The 12,125-nt window shown below is 54.4% G+C and carries 21 protein-coding genes; all 21 read left to right on the top strand.

Annotated elements, in window-relative coordinates:
• Positions 1 to 23: 23 nt before the first annotated feature.
• Complete coding sequence (gene fusA, locus AC07OJ_RS29745) at positions 24 to 2,129, top strand: elongation factor G (RefSeq protein ID WP_065909927.1); 2,106 nt, start codon at positions 24 to 26, stop codon at positions 2,127 to 2,129.
• A gap of 30 nt (positions 2,130 to 2,159) precedes the next feature.
• The gene (gene tuf / locus AC07OJ_RS29740; protein WP_025857206.1) at positions 2,160 to 3,353 is read left to right on the top strand and encodes an elongation factor Tu; all 1,194 of its coding nucleotides are present in this window, start codon (positions 2,160 to 2,162) and stop codon (positions 3,351 to 3,353) included.
• Between the two features lie 158 nt (positions 3,354 to 3,511).
• A complete protein-coding gene (rpsJ, locus tag AC07OJ_RS29735) occupies positions 3,512 to 3,823 on the top strand; it encodes a 30S ribosomal protein S10 (protein ID WP_003186070.1) in 312 nt (103 codons plus the stop codon).
• Between the two features lie 81 nt (positions 3,824 to 3,904).
• On the top strand, positions 3,905 to 4,540 hold the full coding sequence (gene rplC, locus AC07OJ_RS29730; protein WP_003194649.1) for a 50S ribosomal protein L3: 636 nt from the start codon (positions 3,905 to 3,907) through the stop codon (positions 4,538 to 4,540).
• A 12-nt stretch (positions 4,541 to 4,552) separates the two neighbouring features.
• Entirely contained in the window at positions 4,553 to 5,155 is a 603-nt protein-coding gene (rplD, locus tag AC07OJ_RS29725) for a 50S ribosomal protein L4 (RefSeq protein WP_003176424.1), read from the top strand.
• Complete coding sequence (rplW, locus tag AC07OJ_RS29720; protein ID WP_002555488.1) at positions 5,152 to 5,451, top strand: 50S ribosomal protein L23; 300 nt, start codon at positions 5,152 to 5,154, stop codon at positions 5,449 to 5,451. The genes rplD and rplW overlap by 4 nt, the downstream gene beginning before the upstream one ends.
• A 14-nt stretch (positions 5,452 to 5,465) precedes the next feature.
• Positions 5,466 to 6,290, top strand: coding sequence for a 50S ribosomal protein L2 (rplB, locus tag AC07OJ_RS29715; protein ID WP_003186055.1), 825 nt, complete (start codon positions 5,466 to 5,468; stop codon positions 6,288 to 6,290).
• A gap of 16 nt (positions 6,291 to 6,306) precedes the next feature.
• Entirely contained in the window at positions 6,307 to 6,582 is a 276-nt protein-coding gene (gene rpsS, locus AC07OJ_RS29710; protein ID WP_002555486.1) for a 30S ribosomal protein S19, read from the top strand.
• An 11-nt stretch (positions 6,583 to 6,593) separates the two neighbouring features.
• Positions 6,594 to 6,926: a 50S ribosomal protein L22 gene (gene rplV / locus AC07OJ_RS29705; protein WP_003103908.1), complete on the top strand. Its 333-nt coding sequence runs from the start codon at positions 6,594 to 6,596 to the stop codon at positions 6,924 to 6,926.
• A gap of 13 nt (positions 6,927 to 6,939) precedes the next feature.
• Positions 6,940 to 7,626 carry a 30S ribosomal protein S3 gene (gene rpsC, locus AC07OJ_RS29700; protein ID WP_003176422.1) on the top strand — a complete coding sequence of 229 codons (687 nt, stop codon included), beginning with the start codon at positions 6,940 to 6,942 and terminating at the stop codon, positions 7,624 to 7,626.
• Positions 7,627 to 7,638: 12 nt separating this feature from the next.
• Positions 7,639 to 8,052 carry a 50S ribosomal protein L16 gene (rplP, locus tag AC07OJ_RS29695; RefSeq protein ID WP_003176421.1) on the top strand — a complete coding sequence of 138 codons (414 nt, stop codon included), beginning with the start codon at positions 7,639 to 7,641 and terminating at the stop codon, positions 8,050 to 8,052.
• Complete coding sequence (gene rpmC, locus AC07OJ_RS29690) at positions 8,052 to 8,243, top strand: 50S ribosomal protein L29 (protein WP_002555481.1); 192 nt, start codon at positions 8,052 to 8,054, stop codon at positions 8,241 to 8,243. Before rplP ends, rpmC begins: the two co-directional genes overlap by 1 nt.
• A gap of 2 nt (positions 8,244 to 8,245) precedes the next feature.
• Positions 8,246 to 8,512 (top strand): 30S ribosomal protein S17, encoded by a 267-nt coding sequence (gene rpsQ / locus AC07OJ_RS29685; RefSeq protein WP_003176419.1) that lies wholly within the window; start codon positions 8,246 to 8,248, stop codon positions 8,510 to 8,512.
• Between the two features lie 23 nt (positions 8,513 to 8,535).
• The gene (gene rplN / locus AC07OJ_RS29680) at positions 8,536 to 8,904 is read left to right on the top strand and encodes a 50S ribosomal protein L14 (protein WP_002555479.1); all 369 of its coding nucleotides are present in this window, start codon (positions 8,536 to 8,538) and stop codon (positions 8,902 to 8,904) included.
• An 11-nt stretch (positions 8,905 to 8,915) separates the two neighbouring features.
• Positions 8,916 to 9,230: a 50S ribosomal protein L24 gene (rplX, locus tag AC07OJ_RS29675; RefSeq protein ID WP_007896770.1), complete on the top strand. Its 315-nt coding sequence runs from the start codon at positions 8,916 to 8,918 to the stop codon at positions 9,228 to 9,230.
• Between the two features lie 22 nt (positions 9,231 to 9,252).
• A complete protein-coding gene (rplE, locus tag AC07OJ_RS29670) occupies positions 9,253 to 9,792 on the top strand; it encodes a 50S ribosomal protein L5 (protein ID WP_003194642.1) in 540 nt (179 codons plus the stop codon).
• Positions 9,793 to 9,805: 13 nt separating this feature from the next.
• Positions 9,806 to 10,111 (top strand): 30S ribosomal protein S14, encoded by a 306-nt coding sequence (rpsN, locus tag AC07OJ_RS29665; RefSeq protein ID WP_003176414.1) that lies wholly within the window; start codon positions 9,806 to 9,808, stop codon positions 10,109 to 10,111.
• A gap of 208 nt (positions 10,112 to 10,319) precedes the next feature.
• Positions 10,320 to 10,712 carry a 30S ribosomal protein S8 gene (gene rpsH / locus AC07OJ_RS29660; RefSeq protein WP_010566853.1) on the top strand — a complete coding sequence of 131 codons (393 nt, stop codon included), beginning with the start codon at positions 10,320 to 10,322 and terminating at the stop codon, positions 10,710 to 10,712.
• Between the two features lie 12 nt (positions 10,713 to 10,724).
• A complete protein-coding gene (rplF, locus tag AC07OJ_RS29655; protein ID WP_003176412.1) occupies positions 10,725 to 11,258 on the top strand; it encodes a 50S ribosomal protein L6 in 534 nt (177 codons plus the stop codon).
• Between the two features lie 10 nt (positions 11,259 to 11,268).
• Entirely contained in the window at positions 11,269 to 11,619 is a 351-nt protein-coding gene (gene rplR / locus AC07OJ_RS29650) for a 50S ribosomal protein L18 (protein WP_003186037.1), read from the top strand.
• A gap of 3 nt (positions 11,620 to 11,622) precedes the next feature.
• On the top strand, positions 11,623 to 12,123 hold the full coding sequence (rpsE, locus tag AC07OJ_RS29645; RefSeq protein WP_010566852.1) for a 30S ribosomal protein S5: 501 nt from the start codon (positions 11,623 to 11,625) through the stop codon (positions 12,121 to 12,123).
• Positions 12,124 to 12,125 lie beyond the last annotated feature (2 nt).

The raw sequence follows: 12,125 nt of genomic DNA, 5'->3' as shown, positions 1-12,125 counted from the left end.
TTCACTAATTTTGCGAGGGCTTTATGGCTCGTACTACTCCGATTAGCCGCTACCGTAACATCGGTATCGTTGCTCACGTGGATGCTGGTAAAACCACCACCACCGAGCGCGTACTGTTTTACACCGGCAAAAGTCACAAAATGGGCGAGGTGCATGATGGCGCCGCGACCACAGACTGGATGGTTCAGGAGCAGGAGCGTGGTATTACCATTACTTCTGCTGCTATTACCGCCTTCTGGAAAGGTTCCGAGAAGCAGTACAAGGATGAGCACCGCTTCAACGTAATCGATACCCCGGGCCACGTAGACTTCACCATTGAAGTTGAACGTTCCCTGCGCGTACTCGACGGCGCTGTCGTTGTGTTCTGTGGTACTTCGGGTGTTGAGCCTCAGTCGGAAACCGTATGGCGTCAAGCCAACAAATACGGCGTTCCACGTCTTGTTTACGTAAACAAGATGGACCGTGCTGGTGCCAACTTCCTGCGCGTGATCGGTCAGATCAAGCAGCGTCTGGGTCACACCCCGGTGCCAATCCAATTGGCTATCGGTTCCGAAGACAACTTCCAGGGTCAGATCGATCTGATCAACATGGAAGCTGTTTACTGGAATGACGCTGACAAAGGTATGGTCCCTGTTCGCAAGCCTATCCCTGCAGAACTGCAGGAACTGGCTGACGAATGGCGCAATAACATGGTTGAGGCTGCTGCCGAAGCCAGCGAAGAGCTGATGAACAAGTACCTCGAAGGTGAAGAGCTCACCAACGCGGAAATCAAGGCCGCTCTGCGTCAGCGTACTATCGCTGGTGAGATCGTCTTGGCTGTTTGCGGTTCTTCCTTCAAGAACAAGGGTGTTCCCCTGGTTCTCGACGCCGTTATCGACTACCTGCCTGCCCCAACTGACATTCCTGCTATCAAGGGTACCAACCCTGATAACGAGGAAGAAGAGATGGAGCGTCACGCCGATGACAGCGAGCCGTTCTCGGCTCTGGCGTTCAAGATCGCTACTGACCCATTCGTGGGTACTTTGACCTTCGTCCGCGTTTACTCGGGCGTGTTGGCCTCCGGCGACGGCGTGATCAACTCGGTTAAAGGCAAGAAAGAGCGCGTGGGTCGTATGGTGCAAATGCACGCAAACGCCCGTGAAGAGATCAAGGAAGTGCGCGCTGGTGACATCGCGGCCCTGATCGGCATGAAGGACGTCACCACTGGTGAGACTTTGTGCGACGCTGCTAAGCCAATCATCCTGGTTCGCATGGACTTCCCGGAGCCGGTTATTTCGGTTGCCGTTGAGCCTAAGACCAAGGATGACCAGGAAAAAATGGGTATCGCTCTGGGCAAACTTGCTCAGGAAGATCCATCTTTCCGCGTCAAGACTGATGAAGAGACTGGTCAAACGATCATCTCCGGCATGGGCGAGTTGCACCTGGACATCCTGGTTGACCGGATGCGCCGTGAGTTCAACGTCGAAGCCAACATCGGTAAGCCTCAGGTTTCCTATCGTGAGCGCATCACGAAGAACTGTGAAATCGAAGGCAAGTTCGTTCGTCAGTCCGGCGGTCGTGGTCAGTTCGGTCACTGCTGGATCCGTTTTGCTCCTGCTGACGAAGGTCAGGAAGGTCTGCAATTCGTGAACGAAGTAGTTGGTGGTGTTGTTCCTAAGGAATACATCCCGGCTATCCAGAAGGGTATCGAAGAGCAGATGAAGAACGGTGTTGTTGCCGGCTATCCGCTGATCGGCCTGAAAGCAACCGTTTTTGACGGTTCTTACCACGACGTCGACTCCAACGAGATGGCGTTTAAGGTGGCTGCTTCCATGGCAACCAAGCAACTGGCCCAGAAGGGCGGTGGTGAGTTGCTTGAGCCAATCATGGCGGTAGAAGTTGTTACACCTGAAGACTATATGGGTGATGTCATGGGCGACCTTAACCGTCGTCGCGGCATGATCTTGGGTATGGAAGACACGGTTTCCGGCAAAGTGATTCGCGCCGAGGTTCCGTTGGGTGAGATGTTCGGTTACGCGACCGACGTTCGCTCCATGTCCCAGGGTCGCGCAAGCTACTCTATGGAATTCAAAAAATACAACACAGCTCCGGCGCACATCGCTGAAACTGTATCCAAAAAACAAGGCTGATTCAGTCCTTTAGGCAAGGAGTTAATTGTCGTGGCTAAAGAAAAATTTGATCGTTCCCTACCGCACGTAAACGTTGGCACCATCGGCCACGTTGACCACGGTAAAACCACTCTGACCGCTGCTCTGACTCGCGTCTGCTCCGAAGTTTTCGGTTCGGCTCGTGTTGACTTCGACAAGATCGACAGCGCACCAGAAGAAAAAGCTCGTGGTATCACCATCAACACCGCGCACGTTGAGTACAACTCGACTATTCGTCACTACGCTCACGTTGACTGCCCAGGTCACGCTGACTACGTGAAGAACATGATCACTGGTGCTGCCCAGATGGACGGCGCGATCCTGGTTTGCTCGGCCGCTGATGGTCCGATGCCACAAACCCGTGAGCACATCCTGCTGTCCCGTCAGGTAGGCGTTCCGTACATCGTGGTTTTCCTGAACAAGGCTGACCTGGTAGACGACGCTGAGCTGCTGGAACTGGTTGAGATGGAAGTGCGCGATCTGCTGAGCACTTACGACTTCCCAGGCGACGACACTCCGATCATCATCGGTTCTGCTCGTATGGCTCTGGAAGGTAACGACGAAAACGAAATGGGCACCACTGCCGTTCGTAAACTGGTTGAAACTCTGGACACCTACATCCCAGAACCAGTTCGTCTGACCGACAAGCCGTTCCTGATGCCAATCGAAGACGTATTCTCGATCTCCGGTCGCGGTACTGTTGTGACTGGTCGTATCGAGCGCGGTATCGTTCGCGTTCAAGATCCACTGGAAATCGTTGGTCTGCGTGACACCACCGTCACCACCTGCACCGGTGTTGAAATGTTCCGCAAACTGCTCGACGAAGGTCGTGCTGGCGAGAACTGCGGCGTTCTGCTGCGTGGTACCAAGCGTGACGACGTTGAGCGTGGCCAGGTTCTGGTTAAGCCAGGTTCGGTTAAGCCGCACACCAAGTTCACCGCAGAAGTTTACGTTCTGAGCAAAGAAGAAGGCGGCCGTCATACTCCGTTCTTCAAAGGCTACCGTCCACAGTTCTACTTCCGTACTACTGACGTGACTGGTAACTGCGAACTGCCAGAAGGCGTTGAAATGGTAATGCCAGGCGATAACATTCAAATGACTGTTACCCTGATCAAAACCATCGCAATGGAAGACGGTCTGCGCTTCGCAATCCGCGAAGGCGGCCGTACCGTTGGTGCTGGCGTTGTAGCTAAAATCATCGAGTAATTATCTCTTCTGAGATAGCTCGATTTTTTGAGAAGGCCCCCGCTTAGCGGGGGCCTTTTTTATTGGGTTGACACCTATCTGGGGCGTCTATAGAATTGCGCCTCCTTTTAACGGGCGTATTGCGCTCGCTGGGAATAGCAGCCGGAGTCTGAAATCCAATGCAAAATCAGCAAATCCGTATCAGGTTGAAGGCTTTTGACCATCGCCTGATCGACCAATCCACCCAGGAAATCGTGGAAACCGCGAAACGTACTGGTGCTCAAGTGCGTGGTCCAATTCCACTGCCTACCCGTAAAGAGCGGTTCACCGTTCTGGTCTCCCCGCACGTCAACAAAGACGCGCGTGACCAGTACGAGATCCGTACTCATAAGCGCGTACTGGACATCGTCCAGCCAACGGATAAAACCGTTGATGCACTTATGAAGCTCGATCTGGCGGCCGGTGTGGAAGTACAGATCAGCCTCGGCTAAGACTTGGGTCTTAGTCGTGTAACGCTCTGAAATGGGCGGCCATAGCGGGTGAAAGCCCCGTACACTCATGAGGTTTACAACATGACTATTGGTGTAGTCGGTCGTAAATGCGGTATGACCCGTATTTTCACCGAAGAAGGTGTCTCCATTCCGGTCACGGTCATTGAGATCGAGCCGAATCGCGTCACCCAGTTCAAAACTGAAGAAACCGATGGCTATCGTGCAGTGCAAGTCACTGTCGGCGAGCGTCGTGCTTCGCGCGTGACTGCTGCTCAAGCAGGTCACTTCGCTAAAGCAAACGTTGCAGCTGGTCGCACTGTTATGGAGTTCCGTCTCGAAGACGGCGACTACCAGGCTGGCGATCTGATCAACGCTGAAATCTTCGCCGCTGGTCAACTGGTTGATGTAACCGGTCAGTCCAAGGGTAAAGGCTTCCAGGGTACGATCAAGCGTTGGAATTTCCGTGGCCAAGACAACACTCACGGTAACTCCGTTTCCCACCGCGTCCCGGGCTCTATTGGCCAGTGCCAGACTCCTGGTCGTGTATTCAAGGGCAAAAAAATGTCCGGTCATATGGGCGCTGAGCGCGTGACCGTGCAGTCCCTCGAAGTAGTGCGCGTCGACGCTGAACGCAATCTGTTGTTGGTCAAGGGTGCTGTTCCTGGCGCTACTGGCGGCAACCTGGTTGTACGTCCAGCGGCCAAGGCTCGCGGTTAAGGGGAAGCTGACATGCAATTAAATGTAAATGACGCTCAAGCGATCGAAGTTTCCGAACTGACATTTGGCGGCGAATTCAACGAGACGCTGGTTCACCAAGCAGTCGTGGCCTACATGGCCGGCGGCCGTCAAGGTAGCAAGCAGCAAAAGACCCGTTCCGACGTACGTGGTGGCGGTAAGCGCCCTTGGCGTCAGAAAGGTACTGGCCGTGCTCGTGCCGGTACTATCCGTAGCCCAATCTGGCGTGGCGGCGGTACCACTTTCGCAGCTCGTCCACAGGATCACTCTCAGAAGCTCAACAAGAAGATGTATCGCGCAGCACTGCGCTCCATCCTTGCTGAACTCGTGCGTACTGATCGTCTGGTTGTGGTTCAGGACTTCGCTGTTGAAAGCCCGAAAACCAAAGATCTGCTGGGCAAGCTGAACAACATGAGCCTGACCGACGTTTTGATCGTGTCTGAAGCTGTTGATCAGAACCTGTACCTGGCTGCTCGCAACCTGCCACACGTTGATGTACGTGACGTGCAAGGTTCCGATCCAGTTAGTCTGATCGCATACGACAAGGTGTTGATCACCGTGTCGGCCGTGAAGAAATTCGAGGAGCTGCTGGGATGAACCAGGAACGCGTATTTAAAGTTCTGCTTGGCCCGCACGTTTCCGAAAAGGCTACGGTTCTGGCTGACAAGAAAGGCCAGTTCGTTTTCAAGGTTGCAACCGATGCAACCAAGCTGGAAATCAAGAAGGCCGTCGAAAGCCTGTTCAGCGTGAAAGTAGAGCGTGTTACTACCCTGAATGTTCTGGGTAAGAGCAAGCGCACTGCTCGCGGTCTGGGCAAGCGTAATGACTGGAAGAAGGCAGTTATCTCCCTTCAGCCAGGCCAAGATCTCGATTTCAGCAGCAGTGCTGAGTAAGGAAGGGGTGCATCATGGCAATCGTTAAATGCAAACCGACTTCCCCTGGCCGCCGTTTTGTGGTCAAGGTGGTCAACCAGGAGCTGCATAAAGGCGCTCCTCACGCACCGCTGCTCGAGAAGAAATCGAAGTCTGGTGGTCGTAACAACAATGGTCGTATTACCACTCGTCACATCGGTGGTGGCCATAAGCAGCATTATCGTCTGGTCGACTTCCGTCGCAACGACAAAGATGGCATCGCTGCCACTGTCGAGCGTATCGAATACGATCCAAACCGTACTGCTCACATCGCTCTGCTGCTGTACGCAGATGGCGAGCGTCGCTACATCATCGCCCCTAAAGGCGTGAGCGCTGGCGACCAGCTGATCGCAGGTGCCCTGGCACCGATCAAGCCGGGCAACGCTCTGCAACTGCGTAACATTCCAGTTGGTAGCACCGTACACGGCATCGAATTGAAGCCAGGTAAAGGCGCGCAAATCGCTCGTTCCGCTGGTGCTTCGGCTCAGCTGATCGCTCGTGAAGGTGTCTACGTGACCCTGCGTCTGCGTTCTGGTGAGATGCGTAAAGTGCTGGCTGAATGCCGCGCGACCCTGGGTGAAGTCTCGAACTCCGAGCACAGCCTGCGTTCGCTGGGTAAAGCTGGTGCCAAACGCTGGCGTGGCGTTCGCCCAACCGTTCGTGGTGTTGCCATGAACCCGGTTGACCACCCACACGGTGGTGGTGAAGGTCGTACCTCTGGTGGTCGTCATCCGGTATCGCCATGGGGCTTCCCGACTAAGGGCGCGAAGACTCGTGGTAATAAGCGTACCGACAAAATGATCGTCCGTCGTCGCAAGTAAATAGAGGGATACGACAGTGCCACGTTCTCTGAAAAAAGGTCCTTTTATTGATCTTCACCTACTGAAGAAGATCGAAGTGGCGGCGGAAAAGAACGATCGCAAACCAGTTAAGACCTGGTCGCGTCGTTCGATGATCCTGCCACAAATGGTCGGTCTGACCATCGCAGTACACAACGGTCGTCAACACGTCCCAGTTCTCGTTAACGAAGACATGGTCGGCCACAAACTAGGCGAGTTTGCCGGTACCCGCACTTATCGTGGGCACGTGGCAGACAAGAAAGCCAAGCGTTAAGGGGTAAGGAAATGGAAGTAGCCGCTAAGTTGTCGGGCGCTCGAATCTCCGCCCAGAAAGCCCGCTTGGTCGCCGACCAGATCCGCGGGAAGAAGGTGGGCGAAGCGCTCAACCTGTTGGCTTTCAGCAGTAAGAAAGCCGCCGAGATCATGAAGAAAGTGCTGGAGTCGGCCGTAGCCAACGCCGAGCATAACGAAGGCGCAGACGTTGATGACCTGAAGGTCAGCACCGTTTTCGTCAACGAAGGGCGTTCGCTGAAGCGCATCATGCCACGTGCCAAAGGCCGTGCTGATCGCATCGTCAAGCGGTCTTGCCATATCACTGTCAAGGTTGCTGACAAGTAACGGAGTCGAAGAGATGGGTCAGAAAGTACATCCCATTGGCATTCGCCTGGGAATCGTCAAGGAGCACACCTCCGTCTGGTACGCAGACGGTCGGACTTATGCGGACTACTTGTTCGCTGATCTGAAGGTGCGTGAGTATCTCCAAGACAAACTAAAAAGCGCGTCCGTAAGCCGTATCGATATCCATCGTCCGGCCCAAACTGCACGTATCACCATCCACACCGCTCGTCCAGGTATCGTTATCGGGAAGAAAGGTGAAGATGTTGAGAAACTGCGTCAGGACCTGACCAAGCAAATGGGTGTGCCTGTGCACATCAATATCGAAGAGATCCGCAAGCCGGAGCTCGACGGTATGCTGGTTGCGCAGAGCGTAGCTCAGCAGCTGGAGCGTCGCGTAATGTTCCGTCGCGCTATGAAGCGCGCCGTACAGAACGCCATGCGCATTGGTGCCAAAGGCATCAAAATCCAAGTGAGCGGTCGTCTCGGCGGTGCTGAAATCGCACGTACTGAATGGTATCGCGAAGGTCGTGTGCCACTGCACACCCTGCGTGCCGACATCGACTATGCCAACTACGAAGCTCACACCACTTACGGTGTGATCGGTGTAAAGGTTTGGATCTTCAAAGGCGAAGTAATTGGTGGTCGCCAAGAAGAACTGAAACCACAAGCACCAGCGCCTCGTAAAAAAGCTGCTAAGTAAGGGGTACGCCAAATGTTGCAACCTAAGCGTACGAAGTTCCGCAAGCAGATGACAGGCCACAACCGTGGTCTGGCTCAGCGCGGTAGCAAAGTCAGCTTCGGCGAGTTCGCGCTGAAGTCTGTAGCTCGTGGTCGTCTCACCGCTCGTCAGATCGAGTCAGCGCGTCGTGCTCTGACCCGTCACGTAAAACGTGGCGGCAAGATCTGGATCCGTGTATTCCCGGACAAGCCGATCTCCAAAAAACCTCTCGAGGTTCGGATGGGTAAAGGTAAGGGTAACGTGGAATACTGGGTAGCCCAGATTCAGCCAGGCAAAGTCCTGTATGAAATCGAGGGTGTTTCTGAAGAGCTGGCGCGTGAGGCTTTCGCCCTGGCTGCTGCAAAGCTGCCGCTCGCCACCTCCTTTGTTAAACGGACGGTGATGTGATGAAAGCGAATGAACTTCGTGAAAAATCCGCACAGCAGCTGAACGAGCAACTGCTCGGCCTGCTGCGCGACCAGTTCAATCTGCGTATGCAGAAAGCAACTGGCCAGTTGGGGCAGTCTCATCTGCTCTCGCAAGTTAAGCGTGACATCGCTCGCGTGAAGACTGTGCTCAACCAGCAGGCAGGTAAGTGATCATGGCTGAAGCCGAAAAGACTGTCCGTACGCTGACTGGCCGTGTTGTCAGCGACAAGATGGACAAAACCATCACCGTTTTGATCGAGCGTCGCGTTAAGCACCCGATCTACGGTAAATATGTTAAGCGTTCGACTAAGCTGCACGCGCACGACGAAACCAATCAGTGCCACATCGGCGACAAAGTCACTATTCGTGAAACTCGTCCGCTGGCCAAGACCAAGTCTTGGGCACTGGTTGATGTTCTCGAACGCGCTGTGGAAGTCTAAGGACTAGGGGTCGGAGAAATTATATGATTCAGACTCAATCCATGCTCGATGTGGCCGATAACAGCGGCGCTCGCCGTGTTATGTGCATCAAGGTGCTGGGTGGCTCCCATCGTCGTTACGCTGGTATCGGTGACATCATCAAAGTTACCGTGAAGGAAGCAATTCCTCGCGGTAAGGTGAAAAAAGGCCAAGTGATGACTGCTGTTGTAGTCCGCACTCGTCACGGCGTACGCCGTGCAGATGGCTCCATTATCCGCTTTGATGGCAACGCTGCTGTTCTTCTGAACAACAAGCAAGAGCCGATCGGCACCCGTATCTTTGGGCCAGTGACCCGTGAACTTCGTACTGAGAAGTTCATGAAGATCGTCTCGCTCGCCCCAGAAGTGCTGTAAGGAGATCCGACATGCAAAAGATTCGTCGTGACGACGAGATCATCGTGATCGCCGGCAAAGACAAAGGTAAGCGCGGTAAGGTGCTGAAGGTTCTCGCTGACGACCGTCTGGTCGTTGGTGGTCTGAACCTGGTCAAGCGTCATACCAAGCCTAACCCGATGTCGGGCGTACAGGGCGGTATCGTCGAGAAAGAAGCGCCACTGCACGCTTCTAACGTCGCCATCTTCAACGGCGAAACCAACAAGGCTGATCGTGTTGGTTTCAAAGTAGAAGACGGTAAGAAAATTCGTGTCTTCAAGTCGACCCAAAAAGCGGTTGATGCTTGAACACTGCTAGGTAGATAAGACCATGGCACGACTACAAGAGATTTACCGGAAGGAAATCGCCCCCAAGCTTAAGGAAGAACTTAAGCTCGGGAACGTGATGGAAGTTCCGCGCGTTACCAAAATCACCCTGAACATGGGTCTGGGCGAAGCGATCGGCGACAAAAAAGTCATCGAGCACGCTGTTGCTGACCTGGAAAAGATCACCGGTCAAAAGGTCGTTGTGACTTACGCTCGGAAATCCATCGCTGGCTTTAAAGTCCGTGAAGGTTGGCCGATCGGCGTCAAAGTGACCCTGCGCCGTGAGCGTATGTACGAGTTCCTGGATCGTCTGCTGTCGATCTCCCTGCCTCGGGTTCGCGACTTCCGCGGCCTGAATGCCAAGTCCTTCGATGGTCGTGGTAACTACAGCATGGGCGTGAAAGAGCAGATCATCTTCCCGGAAATCGACTACGACAAGATCGATGCTCTCCGCGGTCTGGACATCACCCTGACCACCACTGCCAAGAACGATGATGAAGGCCGCGCTCTGCTGCGTGCATTCAAATTCCCGTTCCGCAACTGATTGGAGTAGGACCATGGCCAAGATGAGCATGAAAAACCGCGAGCTGAAGCGTCAGCTCACGGTTGCCAAGTACGCCAAGAAGCGTGCAGCACTGAAAGCGATCATCGTTGATCTGAACGCAAGTCCAGAAGCGCGTTGGGAAGCTACAGTTGCTCTGCAGAAGCAGCCACGTGACGCAAGCGCTTCGCGCATGCGTAACCGCTGCCGCCTGACCGGTCGTCCACACGGCGTTTACCGCAAGTTCGGCCTCGGCCGTAACAAACTGCGTGAAGCGGCAATGCGTGGTGACGTACCAGGTCTGGTTAAAGCCAGCTGGTAAGTACTTTCAGCGTCCAGGTGGGAGGTATCGCAAGATACTGACCACCGGTGACCTTGAATCTGGAACAAGCCCCTTTTGGGGCTTGTTTCATTTCCGGAGTGTGTCTAGAATACCCGGCTCGCCTGAGCCCGTGTTTTCTATGCTCGGAGATTCTCGGCGACATATGTAGCCGCAAGGCTAATTTTTTTGTATTAGGAGCGTCTAGCCCATGAGTATGCAGGACCCGTTAGCGGACATGCTAACTCGTATCCGTAATGCCCAGATGGCTGAAAAGTCCGTCGTAAGCATGCCATCTTCCAAGTTGAAGGTAGCTGTTGCCAAAGTCCTGAAAGACGAAGGCTACATTGCGGGTTATCAGATCAGCAGCGAAACCAAGCCACTGCTGTCCATCGAGCTGAAGTACTTCGAAGGCCGTTCGGTCATCGAGGAAGTGAAGCGCGTTAGCCGTCCAGGCCTGCGTCAGTACAAGTCCGCTGAGGATCTGCCGAAAGTTCGTGGCGGTCTTGGCGTGTCTATCGTCTCCACCAACAAAGGTGTGATGACGGATCGTGCTGCGCGCGCTGCCGGTGTCGGCGGCGAAGTTCTTTGCACTGTGTTCTAAGGGGGGATAAGCATGTCTCGCGTCGCTAAGAACCCCGTTAAGCTGCCAGCCGGTGTCGAAGTCAAATTCGCAGGCCAACAGCTTTCGGTGAAGGGTGCCAAGGGTACTCTTGAACTGAACATCCATTCGTCCGTTGAGATCGTTGAAGAAGCTGGTGAGCTGCGTTTCGCTGCTCGCAATGGCGATCAACAAACTCGCGCAATGGCCGGTACCACGCGTGCGTTGGTAAACAACATGGTCCAAGGCGTAAGCCAAGGCTTCGAGCGTAAGCTCCAGCTGGTCGGTGTTGGTTACAAAGCGCAAGCAAAAGGCACGGTTTTGAACCTGGCCCTTGGCTTCTCGCACCCAGTGGATTACGAACTGCCGGAAGGCATCACCGCTGAGACTCCTAGCCAGACCGATATCCTGATCAAGGGCATCGATAAGCAGCTGGTAGGTCAAGTGGCTGCTGAGATCCGCGACTTCCGTCCACCAGAGCCGTACAAAGGCAAAGGTGTGCGCTACGCGGACGAAGTCGTCCGTCGTAAAGAAGCCAAGAAGAAGTAGGGCATAGCAAATGACCGACAAAAAAGTTACTCGACTGCGTCGCGCTCGCAAAGCACGCCTGAAAATGCACGAACTCGAAGTCGTGCGTCTCTGCGTGTTCCGCTCGTCGCAGCACATCTACGCCCAGGTCATCTCGGCCGACGGCAACAAAGTCCTGGCAAGCGCCTCGACTTTGGATAAAGAACTGCGTGATGGTGCCACTGGCAACATCGACGCGGCCACAAAGGTTGGCCAGCTGGTCGCTACGCGTGCTAAGGCCGCTGGCGTCTCGCAAGTGGCTTTCGACCGCTCTGGCTTCAAGTACCACGGCCGCGTTAAAGCGCTGGCTGATGCTGCTCGTGAAGCTGGGCTGGAGTTCTAAGTTATGTCAAATAACGACCAAAAGCGCGACGAAGGCTACATTGAGAAGCTGGTTCAAGTTAACCGCGTAGCCAAAACCGTTAAAGGCGGCCGTATCTTCACTTTCACCGCGTTGACCGTGGTGGGTGATGGTAAAGGGCGCGTTGGCTTCGGCCGTGGCAAGTCGCGTGAAGTGCCTGCTGCGATCCAGAAGGCAATGGAAGCTGCTCGTCGCAACATGATCCAAGTTGATCTGAACGGCACCACGCTGCAGTACGCAATGAAGTCCGCTCATGGCGCTTCGAAGGTGTACATGCAGCCTGCTTCTGAAGGTACCGGTATCATCGCTGGCGGCGCTATGCGTGCTGTCCTCGAAGTTGCTGGCGTTCAGAACGTTCTGGCCAAGTGCTACGGCTCGACTAACCCGGTAAACGTGGTTCACGCCACTTTCAAAGGTTTGAAAGCTATGCAATCCCCTGAATCCATTGCCGCCAAGCGTGGCAAAAGCGTCCAGGAGATCTTCTGATC

The sequence above is a fragment of the Pseudomonas sp. GW821-FHT09C08 genome (assembly GCF_059418125.1).
Note: the sequence above shows the minus strand (reverse complement) of the source record. Positions and strands in the feature narration are given on the sequence as shown.

Bases quoted from the DNA above. Each gene is read 5' to 3' on its own strand.
- fusA (WP_065909927.1), top strand. From the start codon at position 24: ATGGCTCGTACTACTCCGATTAGCCGCTACCGTAACATCGGTATCGTT.
- rpsJ (WP_003186070.1), top strand. From the start codon at position 3,512: ATGCAAAATCAGCAAATCCGTATCAGGTTGAAGGCTTTTGACCATCGC.
- rplC (WP_003194649.1), top strand. From the start codon at position 3,905: ATGACTATTGGTGTAGTCGGTCGTAAATGCGGTATGACCCGTATTTTC.
- rplD (WP_003176424.1), top strand. From the start codon at position 4,553: ATGCAATTAAATGTAAATGACGCTCAAGCGATCGAAGTTTCCGAACTG.
- rplW (WP_002555488.1), top strand. From the start codon at position 5,152: ATGAACCAGGAACGCGTATTTAAAGTTCTGCTTGGCCCGCACGTTTCC.
- rplB (WP_003186055.1), top strand. From the start codon at position 5,466: ATGGCAATCGTTAAATGCAAACCGACTTCCCCTGGCCGCCGTTTTGTG.
- rplV (WP_003103908.1), top strand. From the start codon at position 6,594: ATGGAAGTAGCCGCTAAGTTGTCGGGCGCTCGAATCTCCGCCCAGAAA.
- rpsC (WP_003176422.1), top strand. From the start codon at position 6,940: ATGGGTCAGAAAGTACATCCCATTGGCATTCGCCTGGGAATCGTCAAG.
- rplP (WP_003176421.1), top strand. From the start codon at position 7,639: ATGTTGCAACCTAAGCGTACGAAGTTCCGCAAGCAGATGACAGGCCAC.
- rpmC (WP_002555481.1), top strand. From the start codon at position 8,052: ATGAAAGCGAATGAACTTCGTGAAAAATCCGCACAGCAGCTGAACGAG.
- rpsQ (WP_003176419.1), top strand. From the start codon at position 8,246: ATGGCTGAAGCCGAAAAGACTGTCCGTACGCTGACTGGCCGTGTTGTC.
- rplN (WP_002555479.1), top strand. From the start codon at position 8,536: ATGATTCAGACTCAATCCATGCTCGATGTGGCCGATAACAGCGGCGCT.
- rplX (WP_007896770.1), top strand. From the start codon at position 8,916: ATGCAAAAGATTCGTCGTGACGACGAGATCATCGTGATCGCCGGCAAA.
- rplE (WP_003194642.1), top strand. From the start codon at position 9,253: ATGGCACGACTACAAGAGATTTACCGGAAGGAAATCGCCCCCAAGCTT.
- rpsN (WP_003176414.1), top strand. From the start codon at position 9,806: ATGGCCAAGATGAGCATGAAAAACCGCGAGCTGAAGCGTCAGCTCACG.
- rpsH (WP_010566853.1), top strand. From the start codon at position 10,320: ATGAGTATGCAGGACCCGTTAGCGGACATGCTAACTCGTATCCGTAAT.
- rplF (WP_003176412.1), top strand. From the start codon at position 10,725: ATGTCTCGCGTCGCTAAGAACCCCGTTAAGCTGCCAGCCGGTGTCGAA.
- rplR (WP_003186037.1), top strand. From the start codon at position 11,269: ATGACCGACAAAAAAGTTACTCGACTGCGTCGCGCTCGCAAAGCACGC.
- rpsE (WP_010566852.1), top strand. From the start codon at position 11,623: ATGTCAAATAACGACCAAAAGCGCGACGAAGGCTACATTGAGAAGCTG.